Source organism: Campylobacter sp. CFSAN093227, from assembly GCF_012897855.1.
In the GTDB taxonomy this organism is placed as follows: Bacteria; Campylobacterota; Campylobacteria; order Campylobacterales; family Campylobacteraceae; genus Campylobacter_D; species Campylobacter_D jejuni.
Genome location: NZ_CP040610.1, coordinates 905,925 through 924,110, shown reverse-complemented (window position 1 = coordinate 924,110; position 18,186 = coordinate 905,925). Strand labels below are relative to the sequence as shown.

General features: G+C 29.4%; 18 protein-coding genes. 15 read left to right on the top strand and 3 right to left on the bottom strand.

The annotated features are described in order from the left end of the window. Positions 1–129 precede the first annotated feature (129 nt). From FBF06_RS04960 to FBF06_RS04945, 4 genes are all read left to right on the top strand, one after another. Positions 130–1,107 (top strand): murein L,D-transpeptidase family protein, encoded by a 978-nt coding sequence (locus FBF06_RS04960; RefSeq protein WP_052795998.1) that lies wholly within the window; start codon positions 130–132, stop codon positions 1,105–1,107. Continuing rightward, entirely contained in the window at positions 1,108–2,094 is a 987-nt protein-coding gene (locus tag FBF06_RS04955) for an alanine racemase (protein WP_052795999.1), read from the top strand. Positions 2,095–2,096: 2 nt separating this feature from the next. Continuing rightward, entirely contained in the window at positions 2,097–2,564 is a 468-nt protein-coding gene (locus FBF06_RS04950) for a tRNA (cytidine(34)-2'-O)-methyltransferase (protein WP_002852450.1), read from the top strand. A gap of 103 nt (positions 2,565–2,667) precedes the next feature. Beyond that, on the top strand, positions 2,668–4,134 hold the full coding sequence (locus FBF06_RS04945) for a sodium:alanine symporter family protein (protein ID WP_052797708.1): 1,467 nt from the start codon (positions 2,668–2,670) through the stop codon (positions 4,132–4,134). A gap of 27 nt (positions 4,135–4,161) precedes the next feature. Here the strand turns inward: FBF06_RS04945 and FBF06_RS04940 are convergent, their stop codons facing one another. Continuing rightward, entirely contained in the window at positions 4,162–4,890 is a 729-nt protein-coding gene (locus tag FBF06_RS04940) for an amino acid ABC transporter ATP-binding protein (protein WP_002858785.1), read from the bottom strand. Further along, positions 4,883–5,626, bottom strand: coding sequence for an amino acid ABC transporter permease (locus FBF06_RS04935; protein WP_052796001.1), 744 nt, complete (start codon positions 5,624–5,626; stop codon positions 4,883–4,885). Before FBF06_RS04935 ends, FBF06_RS04940 begins: the two co-directional genes overlap by 8 nt. An 82-nt stretch (positions 5,627–5,708) precedes the next feature. On the opposite strand from FBF06_RS04935, the gene FBF06_RS04930 reads away from it, so the two are divergent. Beyond that, positions 5,709–5,888 (top strand): hypothetical protein, encoded by a 180-nt coding sequence (locus tag FBF06_RS04930; protein ID WP_010891894.1) that lies wholly within the window; start codon positions 5,709–5,711, stop codon positions 5,886–5,888. Continuing rightward, positions 5,881–6,450 (top strand): DJ-1 family glyoxalase III, encoded by a 570-nt coding sequence (locus FBF06_RS04925; RefSeq protein WP_002860536.1) that lies wholly within the window; start codon positions 5,881–5,883, stop codon positions 6,448–6,450. The genes FBF06_RS04930 and FBF06_RS04925 overlap by 8 nt, the downstream gene beginning before the upstream one ends. A 29-nt stretch (positions 6,451–6,479) precedes the next feature. On the opposite strand, the gene FBF06_RS04920 is transcribed toward FBF06_RS04925, so the two are convergent. Continuing rightward, complete coding sequence (locus FBF06_RS04920; RefSeq protein WP_002852408.1) at positions 6,480–6,845, bottom strand: histidine triad nucleotide-binding protein; 366 nt, start codon at positions 6,843–6,845, stop codon at positions 6,480–6,482. A gap of 122 nt (positions 6,846–6,967) precedes the next feature. Here FBF06_RS04920 and pheS point away from each other — a divergent pair, with 122 nt between their 5' ends. From pheS to FBF06_RS04875, 9 genes are all read left to right on the top strand, one after another. Beyond that, positions 6,968–7,960 carry a phenylalanine--tRNA ligase subunit alpha gene (gene pheS / locus FBF06_RS04915; protein WP_002852567.1) on the top strand — a complete coding sequence of 331 codons (993 nt, stop codon included), beginning with the start codon at positions 6,968–6,970 and terminating at the stop codon, positions 7,958–7,960. Continuing rightward, positions 7,957–10,278, top strand: coding sequence for a phenylalanine--tRNA ligase subunit beta (gene pheT / locus FBF06_RS04910; protein ID WP_002868133.1), 2,322 nt, complete (start codon positions 7,957–7,959; stop codon positions 10,276–10,278). The genes pheS and pheT overlap by 4 nt, the downstream gene beginning before the upstream one ends. Next, positions 10,275–11,561, top strand: a complete 1,287-nt coding sequence (aroA, locus tag FBF06_RS04905; protein WP_002852577.1) for a 3-phosphoshikimate 1-carboxyvinyltransferase — start codon at positions 10,275–10,277, stop codon at positions 11,559–11,561. The genes pheT and aroA overlap by 4 nt, the downstream gene beginning before the upstream one ends. Continuing rightward, positions 11,551–12,384, top strand: coding sequence for a 4-hydroxy-3-methylbut-2-enyl diphosphate reductase (locus FBF06_RS04900; protein ID WP_052796003.1), 834 nt, complete (start codon positions 11,551–11,553; stop codon positions 12,382–12,384). Before aroA ends, FBF06_RS04900 begins: the two co-directional genes overlap by 11 nt. Before the next feature lie 131 nt (positions 12,385–12,515). After that, the gene (locus tag FBF06_RS04895) at positions 12,516–14,186 is read left to right on the top strand and encodes a 30S ribosomal protein S1 (RefSeq protein ID WP_002902703.1); all 1,671 of its coding nucleotides are present in this window, start codon (positions 12,516–12,518) and stop codon (positions 14,184–14,186) included. After that, positions 14,186–14,674 (top strand): hypothetical protein, encoded by a 489-nt coding sequence (locus FBF06_RS04890; RefSeq protein ID WP_002856886.1) that lies wholly within the window; start codon positions 14,186–14,188, stop codon positions 14,672–14,674. The genes FBF06_RS04895 and FBF06_RS04890 overlap by 1 nt, the downstream gene beginning before the upstream one ends. After that, positions 14,671–16,254, top strand: coding sequence for a phosphoglycerate dehydrogenase (gene serA, locus FBF06_RS04885; RefSeq protein ID WP_168977559.1), 1,584 nt, complete (start codon positions 14,671–14,673; stop codon positions 16,252–16,254). Before FBF06_RS04890 ends, serA begins: the two co-directional genes overlap by 4 nt. Next, positions 16,241–16,903, top strand: a complete 663-nt coding sequence (locus tag FBF06_RS04880; protein WP_002860529.1) for a response regulator transcription factor — start codon at positions 16,241–16,243, stop codon at positions 16,901–16,903. The genes serA and FBF06_RS04880 overlap by 14 nt, the downstream gene beginning before the upstream one ends. Then, positions 16,897–18,186, top strand: coding sequence for a HAMP domain-containing sensor histidine kinase (locus tag FBF06_RS04875; RefSeq protein WP_032586103.1), 1,290 nt, complete (start codon positions 16,897–16,899; stop codon positions 18,184–18,186). Before FBF06_RS04880 ends, FBF06_RS04875 begins: the two co-directional genes overlap by 7 nt.

Sequence of the window (18,186 nt, the reverse complement as noted above, 5' to 3'; positions counted from 1 at the left end):
TTATGATTTGTAAAAATTATATCATAAATAAGGCTGCATTGTTAATATAATTAATATTTTTTAAGAAAAAAAATATTATAATCACAAACATTTTTGACTTAAAAAATTTGAAATACCTAAGGAAAAACATTGTTAAAACGACTTGCTTTATTAATTGCACTTTCTTCATTGATGTTGCATGCCTCAGATCTTGTTAAAATTTATCTTAATCAAGGATTAGATGCTGTTGGTGTAGCGATTGAAAAAGAATTAACTCAAAAGGATTTTTGGTTAAGTGAAATAGGAGATAAAAATATTTCACTTGGATACTATGATGATAATGTTGCTATCGTGCTTACAAATAAAACAGATAAAATTCTCCGTGTTTATTCTTACGAGGACGGAAAAATAAGAAAAGATTTTGAACAAAAAGAAATAATAACTGGATTAATGGGTGATAAAAAAATAGAAGGAGATTTGAAAACGCCAGTAGGTTTTTATGAGTTAGGCCGTAAGTTTAATCCAGGTGATCCTTATTATGGTCCCTTTGCTTTTGCCACAACTTATCCAAATTTACTTGATAAAGTACAAGGAAAAACAGGTGGTGGTATTTGGATCCATGGCTATCCTTTAGATGGTTCTAGACTTGATGAATTTAAAACAAGAGGGTGTATTGCTTTATTTAATAATAATTTGGAGAAATTTGCAAAAGTTGTGCAAGATAAAAAAGTTTTTGTTATGACAGAAGAAAAAGAAAAAATTAGAGCTAAAAAGGATCAAATCGCTAGTTTATTGGCTGATCTTTTTACATGGAAACTAGCTTGGACAAATAGTGACACTAATGCCTATTTAAGTTTTTATGATGAGCAAGAATTTAAACGTTTTGATAAAATGAAATTTGAACAGTTTGCTTCCATGAAAAAATCTATTTTTTCTCGTAAAGAAGATAAAAAGATTAAATTTTCAGATATTAATATCAGCCCTTATCCGAATTTAGAAAATGAAACTATATATAGAATTTCATTTTATGAGGATTATTACACTAAAAACTATCAGTTTAGAGGCGATAAAATTTTATACGTTAAGATAGATAGTAAAGGTAAAATGAAAATTTTAGCAGAGCAATAAATGTCTTTAATAAAAATTGATCAAAAAGCTTATGAATACAATTTAAGACATATTGCTAAAAAAATAGGGAGTTTTCAAAGATTAATTTGTGTTTTTAAAGATAATGCATATGGACATGGAGCTAAGCTTTTAGCTCCATTAGCTAAAAATTTAGGAGTTTCTTTTGTTGCTGTTAAGAGTGAAGAAGAAGCTCGAGAAATCGAAGAATTTTTTGAGAATATATTAATACTATCACATCGTCCTCATGGTAATGAAAATTCTCGATTTATTTATGCTTTAAATGACATTTCTCAAGTAAAAAATTACAAGCAAGATATAAAAATACATCTAAAAATAGATACAGGCATGCATCGCAATGGAATTTGTGTAGAAAATTTAGAGTATGCTATAAATCTTATTCAAGGTAGTGATTTAAAACTTACTGGAATGTTTACACATTTTGCTAGTGCAGATGAAATGGATGGAAGTTTTTTTGTTCAAAAAGAAAATTTTCAAAAAGCCAAAAAGATAGTAAAAAAATATTTTTCAAATTTATTATTTCATTCGTATAATTCTGCAGCATTATTTAGAGGGAAAATTCCTGAAGATGAATATTGTAGAGTTGGGCTTGTTCAATTTGGATATGGGGATTCAAATTTAAAAAGAGTTTTAAGTTTGTATGCTCATAGATTAAGTCAAAGGATTTTGCAAAAAGGACAGAGCATAGGATATGGAGGCATTTTTACTGCTGCAAAGGATATGGAAGTAGCAACTTATGATTTGGGTTATGCTGATGGTCTTTTCCGCTACAATGGAAAAGGGGAGTTGGTGCTTGGAAATGGAAAAACAATGCTTGGAAAGATGTCAATGGATAGTTTTTCTTGTGAAAATTCTGGTGAGGAAATTTGCGTGTTTAAAGATGCTGATATTTGGGCTGATTTTTTTCATACTATTAACTATGAAATTTTAGTAAAATTAAATCCTAATATTCAAAGAGTTCTAGTATAAATATGTTTAATATAGTTTTAGTTCACCCTAGAATACCGCAAAATACAGGTAGTATAGGTAGAATGTGCTTTAATGCTGGTTTTAAACTTCATATTGTTAAACCAATTGTTTTTGATATTTCACAAAAGGCTGTTAGAAGGGCAGGACTTGATTACTGGGATAAATTAGAGCCTATTATTTGGGAGAATCTTGAAGAATTTTTGAATGAAAATATGATTTATAAAAATCGCTTTTTTTTCGCAACAACTAAGAGTCAAAAAGCTTATTTTGATGCAGAATTTCAAAAAAATGATTTCTTATTCTTTGGAAGTGAGAGTTATGGTTTGCCTATGGAATTAATGCAATTAAATTGGGAAAATGCTATAACTATACCTATGAAATCTTATGGAAGAAGTTTAAATTTAGCCACAAGCGTTGGTATAATCTCTTATGAAGCTTTAAGACAAAATTTTAGAAATTTTGCTTCTTAAAAGTTTCAAATTTACACAATAGCTTAAAACAAATAAAATCATAAAGTCCTTTTTATAAAAATTATGTTAAAGTAAAATTTAGATTATTTTTTGAGGAGTTTAGATGAATTTAGATATTATGCTAGATTTTGCCAATAAAGCGTCTGATATTATAGCTAATAAGATTGTCCCAAATACAGACATTATTATGGTAGTTTTACTTATTGTTTGTGGGCTTTATTATAGTTTTTTAACTCGCTTTGTTCAGTTTCGTATGTTGAGTTCTGTATTTAAAATTCTTACAGAAAAAAACGAAGGACACGCTAAAGAACATATTTCACCTTTTCAAGCATTAATGATCTCAACTGCTTCTAGAGTTGGTATAGGAAATATTGCTGGAATTTCTTTGGCATTGGCTACAGGTGGAGCTGGTGCTTTATTTTGGATGTGGGTTATGGCATTTTTTGGTGGTGCCTCAGCATTTGCTGAAAGTACCTTAGCTCAAGTTTACAAATCAAAAGATGATACAGGCGGGTTTAAAGGTGGTCCAGCTTATTATATAAAAAAAGCCTTAGGCTCACATTTTTTTGGAGCTTTTTTTGCTTTTATTCTTATTATTACTTATGCTTATGGATTTAATGGACTTCAAAGTCAAACAATGACTTCGTCTTTTAAAGTTTATTATGATATGTTTAATCCAAATGCTGCTGTAGATTTTGCATCAAGTTCTTGGCCAATGATTATTGGTATTGTTTTAACTATTTTTGGTGCATGGATGTTTTTTTCTCACCATACTAAAATAGGTAAAATTAGTTCTTTAATTGTTCCTTTTATGGCTTTAGCTTATGTTTTACTTGCCGTGATTGCTGTTTTAATGAATTTTGATAAAATTCCTTCTGTGATTCATATGATTTTACAAAGTGCTTTTGATTTTAAAGCGATTTTTGGTGGTTTTGCTGGTTCTGCTTTGGTTATAGGGATTAAAAGAGGACTTTTTTCAAATGAAGCGGGTATGGGCTCGGCACCTAATGCAGCTGCAGCAGCTTTGACAAGTCATCCAGCTAAACAAGGTGTTATACAAGCCTTTTCAGTTTTAATTGATGTTGTTGTTTGTACAAGTTCTGGATTTTTAGTTCTTTTTTCTATGGCATATTTAGGACTTGGAGAAAGTAAAATTGATGGTGGAATGCCTTTAGTTCAAGAAGCTATGCGTGAGTATTACGGTAGCTTTGGAATCCATTTTATTACTATAGCTATTGTTCTTTTTGCAATAACTTCTTTAATAGGAAATTATTATTATGCTCAAGCTAATGTTAAATATTTAACAAATTCCAAATTTGTAATGAATTTGTTTAGAATTACAGCTGTGGCTATGATTTTTATAGGCTCGCAAATGAATTTAAAACTTGCTTGGAATTTGGCTGATTTGACTATGGCTTTCATGGCAACGACAAATATTATATCTTTATTGCTTTTAGGTGGTATAGTAAATAAAGTTTTAAAAGATTTTAATACGCAACAAAAATCTGGTATAGATCCTAAATTTAATGCTAGCAAACTTGGAATTAAAAACGCTGAATGTTGGGATTAAAATTCATAAGCCTTAGTGGCTTATGAATTAATGATTTAAAACCTTGTTTAAAAATTCTCTCAATCTTTCATTGCTAGGATTTTCAAATACTTCTTTAGGGCTTGCATCAACAGCAATTTTTCCTTTATCCATAAAAAATATACGATTGGCAACATTTCTAGCAAAGCCCATTTCATGAGTTACTACAAGCATAGTTAAACCTTCTTTTGCAACATCTTTCATAATGCTTAGAACCTCGCCTATCATTTCAGGATCTAGAGCTGAAGTAGGTTCATCAAATAAAATAACATCAGGATTCATCATCAAGCTTCTAGCAATAGCTATGCGTTGTTTTTGTCCGCCAGAAAGCTTATGGGGCATTATATTTTCTTTGTCTGCTAAACCCACCTTAGCAAGAAGTAATTTTGCTTTTTTTATGGCTTCTTCTTGACTTAAAATTCCTGTTTTAATGGGCGTTAAACATAAATTTTCCATAACATTTTTATTAGCAAAAAGATTAAAATGCTGAAATACCATGCTAACTTTTTGCCTGATCTTATTAATATCAATTTCTTTATCAAGTATGTTTTGCTTATTGATTAAAATTTCCCCACTATCAGCTAGTTCTAAGCGATTGATGCAGCGTAAAAATGTACTTTTTCCGCCTCCACTTGGACCTATGATAGCTATTACATCGCCTTTTGAGATTGTAGTGTTAATATTTTTTAAAACTTCTAATTCTCCATATTTTTTTTGTAAATTTTTAACTTCAATCATTTTTATTCATCCTAAGTTCAAGTTTTTTTGCAAAATAGCTAAAAATTTTTACACTTACATAATAAACAAGTCCAGTGAAAATAATAGGTTTTGGATTGTAAAGTACGGCTTGCAAGCTTTGACTTTGCATGGTAATATCAATAACACTAATAAATCCTACAACAGAAGTTTCCTTAAATAAAGAAATAAATTCATTAGCTAATGCAGGTAGAATGTTTTTAGTAGCCTGTGGAAGAATAATTTCTTTCATTGAAGTTTTGTAATCAAGTCCCATTGCTCTTGCAGCTTCCATTTGTCCCTTATCTACACTATTAATGCCACTTCTTACAATTTCTGCTATATAAGCTGAGCTATTAAGTCCTAGTGCAAGAATGGCTGCATAAAGGTTATCTATAAAAGTAAAAATTACAAAAGCAAAAATCATCAATTGTAAAATTACTGGTGTTCCTCGTATAATGTCTATATATTCATCTATAATAAAATTAAGCGTTTTAAATTTAGAGAAGTGTAAAATAGTTAAACTAAAACCAATAATCACTCCGATAATAACAGCGCAAGCAGTTAATAAAAGTGTAATAAGATAACTTTTTAAATAAGCTTTTGCATTTTCTGTATAGCCATAGCTTACAACTCCACTAGGATCTTGAATTTTTAATATTTCTATTGGGAAAGAAAAATAGCCCCATAAAATAATAATAACAAAAAAAACAAAAATTCTTATATTTTTCTGATTCAATTTGTAAACCTTTTCAGAGAAATTATTTAAAAAAAGATTTTATAGAAATATCTTTGAATTTTCTCTAAAGATTTAAAAAAATGTGTTAGAATTTCCCAAAAATAAGGTTGTATTTATGGAAATTTTAGATTTCATTCTAATAGTTATTTTTGTGTTTTTAATGATTGTTTTGGTTATAGGTTTCAATCATCAAATGATGCAAAAAAACAAAGAAAGAGAAGAAAGATTTAAAAAATATAAAAAAGGAGAACAAAATGAGTAAAAAAGTATTAATTCCATTGGCTCAAGGTTTTGAAGAAGCTGAATTTATAGGAATTGCGGATGTTTTAAAACGAGCAAAAGAATTAAATCCAGATTTGGAAGTTGTTATAGCTTCGTTAAACAGTGAGTTATTGGTAAAAGGTGCTAATAGCATTAGTATAAAAGCAGATTGTTCTATAGAGGATGTTGATATAGAAAATTTAGATGCTATTGCTTTGGCGGGTGGCTTTGAAGGTATGATGAATCTTAAGAATTCAAATGTTATTTTAAATATCATTAAACAACTTCATAGCAAAAATAAAATTGTTGCCGCAATCTGTGCTTCTCCTATAGTTTTAAATGAAGCAGGTGTTTTAGAGGGCGAGTTTGCTTGTTATCCTAGTTGTGAAGTTGGACTTAATGGAAATCGTGTTAACAAGGCTGTAGTTGTAAATAAAAATGTTATAACTTCAGCAGGTCCAGCTACGGCAATTCTTTTTGGTTTAGAACTAGCTAAAAAGTTATGCGGTGATGAAATTTATCAAAAATTATATGAGAGAATGTTGCTACCTTTGACAAAATAGTTTAAATGGTAGTTTTTCTACCATTTAAACTAAAATAAAGCTTGAGGATTTTCTTTTTTTGTTTTTTCCTTAGGCAGTTCAAAACCTCCAAGCATATGAAAATGCAAATGAAAAACTTCTTGTCCACTATTTTTTCCACAGTTTGTTACCAAGCGATATCCACTTTTATCTACACCTAAAAGAACAGCTAATTCTTGTATGAAACTTGTCATTTTGGCCATAAGTTCAGGATCAAATTCTTGAAAGTCTTTAAAATATTTTTTAGGGATTATAAGTATATGTATGGGTGCTTTGGGTGCAATATCATGAAATGCTAGAAAATCGTCACTTTCAAGCACTTTATTGCATGGAAGTTTACCTTCAACTATGAGTTCAAAAATTGTTTTTTCTTGCATTATTTATCCTTTTTTATTGTTGGTTTGATACAATTATATCTTTAAAGTTTGGTTTTTATGCTGAATTTAAAATAGTTTTTAATAGAATTAGAACTTGAAATATTTTATTTAAGGTAAGAAAATTGCAAAATTTTATAGAACAGATTCAAAAATGTGAGAATTTAAATGATTTGGAAGCCATTAGGATTTCCGTTCTTGGAAAAAAAGGTATTTTAACAGAAGGCTTTACAAAGCTTAAAGAGTTAGAAGATGAGGCGAAAAAAGAATTTGCTGCTAAATTAAATGCACAAAAAGAAATATTTAATGAGGCTTATTTAGCCAAATTTAAAGATTTGGAAAATCTTGCTTTAGAAGAAAGAATGAAACAAGATGCTTTAAATTTTAACTATTTTGATGAAAGTATTACAACAGGTGCCTTGCATCCTGTTATGAGCACCATGGATAAAATCATAGAATATTTTATAGCTTTGAATTTTAGCATAGAAAAAGGGCCTTTAATAGAAGATGACTTTCATAATTTTGAAGCGTTAAATTTACCTAAATCTCACCCCGCAAGAGATATGCAAGATACCTTTTATTTTGATGATAAAAGGCTTTTAAGAACACAAACTTCGCCAGTGCAAATACGGACAATGCTTGCACAAAAACCTCCTATTAGGATGATAGCCCCTGGTGCTGTATTTAGAAGAGATTTTGATATTACGCATACTCCTATGTTTCATCAAGTTGAAGGCCTTGTGGTGGAAGAAGGGCAAAAGGTTAGCTTTGCAAATTTAAAAAGTGTATTGGAAGATTTTTTGCGTTATATGTTTGGAGATGTGAAAGTTCGTTTTCGTCCAAGTTTTTTCCCATTTACAGAACCTTCTGCTGAAGTTGATATTTCTTGTGTATTTTGCAAAGGAAAGGGTTGTAGAGTTTGCAAACATACAGGTTGGCTTGAAGTTTTAGGATGTGGAATAGTTGATCCTAATGTTTATAATTTTGTTGGTTATGAAAATGTAAGTGGTTATGCTTTTGGATTGGGAGTAGAACGTTTTGCAATGCTTTTGCATCAAATTCCAGATTTAAGATCTTTATTTGAAGGTGATTTGAGATTATTGGAGCAGTTTAGATGATAATTACTAAAAGTTGGTTGAATGATTGGTTAGAACTTGAAGAAATAAGTTCAGATAAAATAGCTAAAACTTTAAACTCTATAGGTATAGAAGTTGATAGGGTTGGCGCTTTAAAGGCTCCAGATAAAGTTGTTGTAGGCTATGTTAAGGAAAAAATTAAACATGAAAATTCAGATAAATTAAGCATTTGTCAAGTTGATATCGGAAGTGAAACCTTGCAAATTGTCTGCGGTGCTGCGAATGTTGATGCAGGACAATTTGTAGCTGTTGCAACTAAAGGTGCTATCATGCCAAACGGTATGGAAATAAAAGAAGCAAAATTGCGAGGAGTGGATTCTTGTGGTATGCTTTGTTCTAGTTTAGAACTGGGTTTTGAAAAAATCAATGAAGGAATTATGCTTTTAGATGAGAGTATAGGGAAATTAGAACTTGGGAGACCTTTAAATACTTATGAAATTTTTAATGATGAGCTAATAGAAGTGGAACTTACTCCTAATAGGGGTGATTGTTTAAGTATTTATGGTATAGCTCGTGATTTAGCCGCAGCTTTAAATTTAAATTTAAAAGAACCAAAACCATTTAAAGAAAGTGAAAATGTTTTAGGTATCGGTAGAATTTTGCGCTTAGCAGCTGAGAAAGAACTTAATGGACTTTATAATTATCGAGCCATAGGGCTAAAAGAAGAAATTCAAACAAATTTATTGCTTAGTTTAAGACTTGCTCAAATTGAAGGTTTGGGAAAAAATTCCATAGAAAATTTATTAAATTATGCAACGCATTCAACTGGTGTTCTTTTTAATGCTTATGATTTAAGTAGTTTTTCTGAAAAAGATGAAGAATTTACCATTAATTTAAGCAAGCAAGTGCATGGAGAAACAAAAGTATCTTACAAAGATAAACTTTTAAGCTTTAGCGGAATTTTCCAAAATAATGAAAGTAGATGTAAAGATGATTCTAAAATAATTATTATTGAGGCTAATTATACCGATCCATTGGTAATTGCAGATGCTAAAATATATCATAAAGATCAAGATGAAAAAATGCTTTATAGAAGTTTTAGGGGAAGTGAACCTAAATTAAATTTAGGAATGGATTTTTTGCTTGGTATTTTTGAGCAGATTCCAAATCTTGTTATTTATAGTTCTTCTCAACAAATTTTAACCGACAAAGAATTACCAATCATACCAATAAGTATTGAAGGTATTAGCGATATAATAGGACAAAATGTTGATAAAGATGAAGTATTAAAAATATTAAAGAAATTAGGTTTTGAGCTCATACTTTCAGGTGAAGGACTTATAAATGTTAAAGCACCTTTACATCGTCCTGATATTAAAAATTTATCAGATATTTGCGAGGAAGTTGTAAGAATTATAGGTATTGATAATATTGCTTCCAAGGGTTTAGAATTTATAGAAAAAAATCGTTTAAATTCTGCATATAAAAATTATATTGAGTTTTTAAATTTAAGAAAAAGAGCAGTAGCTAGTGGTTATTTTGAAAGCTTACATTATGTTTTGGATAATGGAGAAGAACTTAAAAGATTAGGTTTTGACTCTGTTAAATTAAAACTAATCAATCCAATTACAGCAGAACTTAATACTTTAAGAACAACCCTTTTAAATCATTTGTTAAATGCAGCAAGTTTAAATGCAAAAAATTCTAAAAAAATTATTAAACTTTTTGAATTAGGGGCTGTTTTCAATGTTAATAATCAAGAATTAAATCGTATTGCATTTATCCATTCTGGCTTAAAAGAAGAAGCTAAAATTTCCAACAAGGCCAAACCTGAATCGGTGCAATTTTATGATTTTCTTTTAGATATTAAAAATATTATAGGTGATTTTAAACTAAAATCATCAAAATATAATATTTTAAGCCCTTATGAACAAGCAGATATTTATCTATCGGATATTAAAGTAGGTTTTATAGGCCGTTTGCATTTAAAAATAGAAAATGAGAGAGATTTGCCAAAAACATATATTTGCGAACTTGATTTAGATTTAATCAGGCAAGATTTTAAAATAGCTAAGCCTTACTCCAAATTCCCAGCTATCACTAGAGATCTTAGCGTGTTAATACCTAAAGGTTTTGAATACAATCAGATTAAAAATTGTATCGAAGAATTGAATTTAGAAATACTTGAAAATTTTCGTTTAGTTGATATTTATAGTGATGAAAACCTTAAAGAATTTTATAGCATTACTATAAGTTTTTCTTTTAGGGATATAAATAAAACTCTAGAAGATAATCAAGTGAATGAATGTATGGATAAAATTTTAAATACTCTTAAAAATTTGGGTCTTGATTTAAGATGAAAATTTACAAATTGCAAACCCCTGTAAATGCTATACTTGAAAATATAGCAGCAGATAAAAGCATATCTCATCGTTTTGCTATATTTTCGCTTTTAACACAAGAAGAAAATAAGGCTCAAAATTATCTCTTAGCTCAAGATACTTTAAACACTCTTGAAATTATAAAAAATCTTGGAGCTAAAATTGAACAAAAAGATTCTTGTGTCAAAATTATACCCCCTAAAGAAATTTTATCTCCAAATTGTATTTTAGACTGTGGAAATTCAGGAACTGCTATGCGTTTGATGATAGGATTTTTAGCAGGAATTTCTGGTTTTTTTGTTTTAAGTGGAGATAAGTATTTAAACAATCGTCCTATGAGAAGGATAAGCAAACCACTTACTCAAATAGGCGCTAGAATTTATGGAAGAAATGAGGCAAATTTAGCTCCACTTTGTATAGAAGGTCAAAAATTAAAAGCTTTTAATTTTAAAAGCGAAATTTCTTCGGCTCAAGTTAAAACAGCTATGATTTTATCTGCTTTTAGAGCTGATAATGTATGCACTTTTAGTGAAATTTCTCTTAGTCGAAATCATAGTGAAAACATGCTAAAGGCTATGAAAGCTCCAATAAGGGTTAGTAATGATGGCTTAAGTCTTGAAATAAATCCTTTAAAAAAACCTTTAAAAGCTCAAAATATAATCATTCCTAATGATCCTTCTTCGGCTTTTTATTTTGTTTTAGCAGCTATTATTTTACCTAAATCTCAAATTATTTTAAAAAATATTTTGCTTAATCCTACTCGTATAGAGGCGTATAAAATTTTGCAAAAAATGGGTGCCAAACTTGAAATGACAATAACTCAAAATGATTTTGAAACTATTGGTGAGATCAGGGTGGAGTCTAGCAAGCTTAATGGCATAGAAGTTAAAGATAATATCGCTTGGTTAATAGATGAAGCGCCTGCTTTGGCTATAGCTTTTGCTTTGGCTAAGGGTAAATCTAGTTTAATAAATGCTAAAGAATTACGCGTTAAAGAAAGCGATAGGATTGCTGTGATGGTTGAAAATCTAAAGCTTTGTGGTGTTGAAGCTAGAGAACTTGATGATGGTTTTGAAATAGAAGGTGGATGCGAACTAAAATCTTCAAAAATTAAAAGCTATGGAGATCACCGTATTGCTATGAGTTTTGCTATTTTAGGTTTGCTTTGTGGAATCGAGATTGATGATAGTGATTGTATAAAAACTTCTTTTCCAAATTTTATAGAGATTTTATCAAATTTAGGAGCTAGGATTGATTATTGAATTAGCAAAAAACTATGGTTTTTGTTTTGGTGTTAAAAGAGCTATTAAAAAAGCAGAACAAATAAAAGATGCTGCAACTATAGGCCCTCTTATTCACAATAACGAAGAAATTTCTCGTTTGCAAAAAAAATTTAATGTCAAAACTTTGGAAAATATACAAGCTTTAAGTAATGAAAAAAAGGCTATTATAAGAACTCATGGTATTACAAAGCAAGATTTAGAAGAATTGAGAAAAAAAGATATAGAAATTTTTGATGCCACTTGTCCTTTTGTTACAAAACCACAACAAATTTGCGAGCAAATGAGTAAGGAGGGTTATGAAGTTGTTATTTTTGGAGATGAAAATCATCCCGAAGTTAAAGGAGTCAAAAGTTATGTAAGTACAAAAGCTTATGTAGTTTTGGATAAAAAAGAACTTCAAAATATAAAACTTCCTAATAAAATAGCTGTAGTAAGCCAAACAACTAAGAAGCCTGAGCATTTTATGGAGATAGTAAATTTTTTAATACTTAAAACCAAAGAAGTAAGAGTTTTTAACACTATATGTGATGCAACCTTTAAAAATCAAGATGCCATTAAAGAACTCTCGCTTAAAAGTGATGTTATGGTTGTTGTAGGGGGTAAAAACTCAGCCAATACAAAACAACTTTTTTTAATTGCAAAAACCAATTGTAAAGATAGCTATCTAATTGAAACCGAAGAAGAGTTAAAAAAAGAATGGTTTTTGGATAAAAAACATTGCGGCATTAGTGCAGGTGCTAGTACTCCTGATTGGATCATACAAAAAGTTATCGCCAAAATAAAAAATTTTAAAATTAATTAAAAAATGTTTTCAAATAGAATAAAAAAGTCAAAAATTTAAAAAAAATTAACAAAAATAAAAAAACTTAACACTAATTAAAGAAAAATAAGGTAAAATCAATCAATTTCTAAAAATTATTTTAAAGGACCATAATGAGCGAGGTGAACAAAAAAGTTCAAGGCGGCGTAGATGATTATCTTGAGGAAGAAGATTTTGGACAGCTTTTAGAAGCTTTTGATAAATCAAGAGAAGAGGCTACAACAGAGGGTGTGATTGTAGAGATCAAAAATGATGAAGTTTATGTAGATATAGGTAAAAAATCTGAAGGTATTTTAGCTCTTAGTGAAATACAAGATGACAATTCTAAGCTATTATTTAATGTAGGCGATGGTATTAAAGTTGCTGTTATGGGTTCTCGTGGTGGCAGATCTTTACTTTCTCATAAAAAAGCTTTGAGAAAAGAAAAAGTTATCGAATTTATTAAAAACTATCAAGAAAATCAAGATGATATTTTTACCGTAAAAGTAGTTGGAAAAAATAAAGGCGGATTGATAGTTGTTGATGAAAATGATGTTGAATTTTTCTTACCAAAATCTCAATATGGCTTCAAAGAAACAAATAATATTATAGGCAAAACGTTTAAAGTTAAAATTATTAAAATCGACAAAGATGAGCAAAGTATCATTGTTTCTCGTAAAAAAACTTTAGATGACGAGAGAAGAAAACGCAAAGAATTGATCAATAATGTAGCACAACAAGAAGATTTAATTGAAGGTATTGTGAAAAAAATTACTACTTATGGTATGTTTGTGGATGTAGGAGGTGTTGATGGTCTTGTTCATTACAGCGAAATTTCTTACAAAGGACCTGTAAATCCTGGAACACTTTATAAAGAGGGTGATAAGGTTCCAGTTAAAGTTATAAAGTATGATAAAGAACGCAAACATTTATCCTTGTCTATAAAAGCGGCTTTACCCGATCCATGGAGCGAGATAAAAGATACTCTTGATATAGGTGATACCATTAAAGTAATAGTATCAAATATAGAGCCTTATGGTGCTTTTGTGGATTTAGGAAATGATATAGAAGGATTTTTACATATCAGTGAAATTTCTTGGGATAAAAATATTAAAAATCCAAAAGATTATATCAACAAAGGTCAAGAAATTGATGTTGAAGTAATTGAAATCAATCCAAATGAAAGACGCTTAAGAGTTTCTTTAAGAAATTTACTTTCTAGACCTTTTGATGAATTTATGAAATCTTACAAAATTGCGGATGTGGTTGAAGGAGAAATTACCTCAGTAACTTCTTTTGGTGCGTTTGTTAAACTTGGCGGTATTGAAGGTCTATTGCATAATGAAGATGCTTCTTGGGATAGAAACGATAAATGTAAAGACAAATTCTCTCAAGGGGATAAAATCAAGGTAAAAATTATCAAAATAGATGAAGAAAACCAAAAAATATCATTAAGCACAAAAGAATTAAACAGTTCTCCAGTGCAAGAATATGCCAAAATTCATAAAGTCGGCGATATTGTAAAAGGCACTATCCGTGATATTAAAGATTTTGGTGTTTTTGTAGAGCTAAGTAAAAATGTTGATGCTTTAATTCATAAAGAAGATATAAGCACTTCTATGCTTGAAAATTTAAAAATTGGCGACGATATTGAAGCTGCTATAGTTTTTATTGATGAAAAGAAAAATAGAATTCGCCTAAGTGTCAAAAATCTTGTTAGAATGAAAGAAAGAGAAGTTCTTAATGAAATCAATAATGATGATAAAGTAACTTTAGGTGATATCATTAAAGATCAGCTAGCTTAATGAAAAAATACATTACAATAAGCATTTTGAGTATTTTATTACTCATTTTGCTTGCTGTTGTTTTTACATTGCTTTGGCAATTTAAAGCTAATGTAAATTTCATTCCACAATTTGCTAAAGATACAAATACGCAGCCAAGCATTCAAACCCAAAATCAAGATCTTTCATGGCAAGAAGAATTAGCAAAATGGCCTACAAGAGATTTTACCCCAGCAGCAGAAAAATTTACCTTATATTTTGATGCAGATACTAGCGAGCTTAAGGAGAAAAATAAATATTATCAGCTTATAGTTGGAAAATATGATATTTATTCTATGTTTTGCTTAAGGCAGACTTTAAATTCTTTTAATGTGAAGTATTTTCTTCTTAAATCTGGCGATAGTCCAGAAATCTTTTTGGATACAGGCAATGAAAAACTTATAGATGATATTATCAAAGAATTAAAAAAATATAAAATAAATACAGAAGTAAAGGAAATTTGGTTATGAAAAAAAAGATTATAGTGTGTGATGCTATTTTGGATAAAGGTGTCGATATTCTAAGAAAAGCTGAAGATATTGAGCTTATAGAAGCTGCAAAATTTCCAAAAGATGAACTTATGCAAATGCTAAGCGATATTGAAGTTGCAATTACTAGAAGTTCTACGGATGTAGATGTAAATTTTTTAAATCATGCCAAAAAATTAAAAGCGCTTGTGCGTGCTGGGGTGGGTGTAGATAATGTTGATATTCCAGAGTGTTCTAAACGAGGAGTGATTGTGATGAATGTCCCAACTGCAAATACTATTGCCGCAGTTGAACTAACAATGGCACATCTTTTAACATCAGCTAGAAGCTTTGTCAATGCTCATAATTTTTTAAAAATTGAAAGAAAATGGGAAAGAGAAAAATGGTATGGCATTGAATTGATGAATAAAACGCTAGGGGTTATAGGTTTTGGAAATATAGGTTCAAGAGTAGCTATCCGTGCTAAAGCATTTGGTATGAAAATTTTAGCCTATGATCCGTATATTTCTGCTTCTAAGATTACAGATTTAGATATGGAACAAGCAAAAAATTTGGATGAAATTTTAGAAAAAAGTGATTTTATTACCATTCACACACCAAAAACCAAAGAAACCAATGGTATGATAGGAAAGCAAGAAATTGCAAAAATGAAAGATGGAATAAGATTAATAAATTGTGCTCGCGGAGGATTATACACAGAAGAGGCTTTATATGAAGGTTTAAAAAGTGGTAAAATAGCATGGCTTGGTATAGATGTGTTCGATAAAGAACCCGCAACCAATCATCCTCTTTTAGACTTTGAAAATATTTCAGTTACTTCTCACCTAGGAGCAAATACTTTAGAAAGTCAAGACAATATCGCAAGAGAAGCTTGTGAGCAAGCATTAAGTGCAGCACGAGGCGTGGCTTATCCTAATGCCTTAAATTTACCAATTAAAACTGAAGACTTACCACCTTTTGTAGCTCCTTATATAGAACTTGTTTCTAAAATAGCTTTTTTAGCTGTTCAAATTGATAAAAATCCTATAAAAAGTATTAAATTAGAGGCTGAAGGAATTATTGGTGAGTATGCAAATTCTATGCTAACTTTTGCAGCTGTTGGTGCTTTGGGTGGAATTTTAGGAGAGAAAATTAATTATGTTAATGCAGAATTTGTTGCCAAAGAAAAAGGAGTTGAATTATCTTGCGAAACTCTTCCAAATAGTGGTTATAATAATAAACTTAGCGTTAAAATTATCACCGAAAATTCAAATATCAGTGTTTCGGGAACAGTGTTTAATGAAAATGAACAACGCATAGTTGGATTAAATGGCTTTAAAACTGATTTTAAGCCAAAGGGAAAAATGATTATTTTTAAAAACAAAGACATACCAGGAGTTATAGCTAAAATCAGTTCCGTTTTGGCAGCTAAAAATATCAACATAGCTGATTTTAGGCTTGGTAGAGATGGTTTTGGGTATGCTTTGGCTGTTGTTTTGATTGATGAAAAAGTTCAAAAAGAAGTATTAGATGAACTAAAACAATTAGAGACGTGTGTATTTGTCCAATATGTTGAAATTTAAAATTTTAATTATAGAAGATGATATAGATTTAAACGAACTGCTTGTTTTAAAGTTAAAATCTAGTGGTTATGAAGTTATATCTTTAGCGGATTTTTTTGGAGTTGAAGATTTGCTCGATAATGAGCAAATTGATCTTTTAATAGTCGATAGAAATTTGCCCAGTGGAGATTCTTTAGAAAAAATTCAAGATTTAAGAGAGCAAGGATATAAAGAAGCAGTTATTTTTCTTACAGCCAAGGCTTTACATCAAGATTTACTCGAAGGCTTTGAAAGTGGTTGTGATGATTATGTTTGTAAACCTTTTGATTTCAATGAGCTTTTGCTTCGCATTAAAGCAATTTTAAAACGCCATAAAAAAGAAGAAGAAAAACTATCTTTTGGTGATTTTATTTTAGATTTGGTTAGTTATGAATTCTTTTACAAAAATCAAAAATTAGAAATCTCAAATCTTGACTATGAGCTTTTAAAATGTTTTTTTGAAAATCCAAATACCTTGCTTACTAGACAATTTTTAAGCGAAAGTGTTTGGAAAGATGATACTACAAGTGATAAAACAATCAATATAGCTCTAACAAGACTTAGAAATAAATTTCCAAAACTAAAAGATCATATTATAAGTGTTAGGGGTATTGGCTATAAATTATGCTAAAAACTAAAAATATTTTTATAGTTTTTTTTGTTGTATTGGCTTTGATTTTTGGGTTTATTTTTTATACTTTTACTAATTCTTATCTTAATTTCTTGCTTATAAAACAATATGAACAAAAAATCAAAAGCCTTGATGATGTTTTAAAATTTTCTCTCTTAGAGCATTTAAATGATGCTAATATCAAGGATTTTGCTAAAGATACTAGGGCTGATTTTATTATCCTAAACAATGATATGAAAATAAGTTCTGTAAAAAATCCTGATTTTTTTTCTAATCTTAAAGAAGGAGAAATTTTAAATTTCAATTCAAAAAAAATTCTCACTAAAAGCTTTATTTACAAAGGATATAAATATATTATTATTGTTTATCCTCGTTTTTTAGATTTAGAACTTTTTTGGACAAAAATGGCAATCGGTTTTGGAGTATGCTTGCTGTTTGTTTTTATTTTAATGTTGTTGTTAGGTAGAAGAATAGAGAAAAATTTTAATAAAATTTTGGATTTTTTGGATTCTATAGGGGATCATAAAGTTGTTATATTAGAAAAAGGAATGTTTAAAGAATTTAATTTACTAAATGAGAAACTTTTAAAAACTAAGGATAAAATTCTAAAGAATACCCAAAAAAATAAAAAACAAAGCAATAAAATCACTTTAAAAAATACTCAGCTTGCTAGCGTGATTTCTGCTATTTCTCATGAGCTTAAAAATCCATTAAGCGTGATTGATCTTAGCTTAGAGATGCTAAAAGATGAGAAATTGGAAGATAAAAAATTAAAAAAGGAATTACTAGAAAAAATTTCACGTCAAAGCGTTAAACTTAATGCTTTAACCCATAAGCTTAATTTTGTTTTTAATCTTAATAGTGAAGCCTTGCAGATGCAAGAATTTGATCTTTTTTCTCTATGTGGAAAAATCACTAAAAACCCAGGCTTTGAAAGAGTTGCATTGCAAGGTAAAAGCACGAAAGTTAAGGCTGATGAATTTTTAATCGAGCAAGTGATTATAAATTTGCTTTCTAATGCTTTAAAATATAGTCAAAAAGAAGTCATTTTAACGGCAAGAGATCAAAAGATAATAGTGCAAGATTTTGGAAAAGGCATAGAAGAAGATAAAATAAAATTGATTACAAAAAAATTTTATAAAATTGATGTAAAAAGTGATAATTCTTTTGGTTTGGGACTTTTTTTAGTAAAGAAAATTTTAAATATACATAAAAGTTATCTTGAAATTTCTAGCACTTTAGGTTATGGTTCTAGTTTTAGCTTTAAACTCAGTCAAGGATAA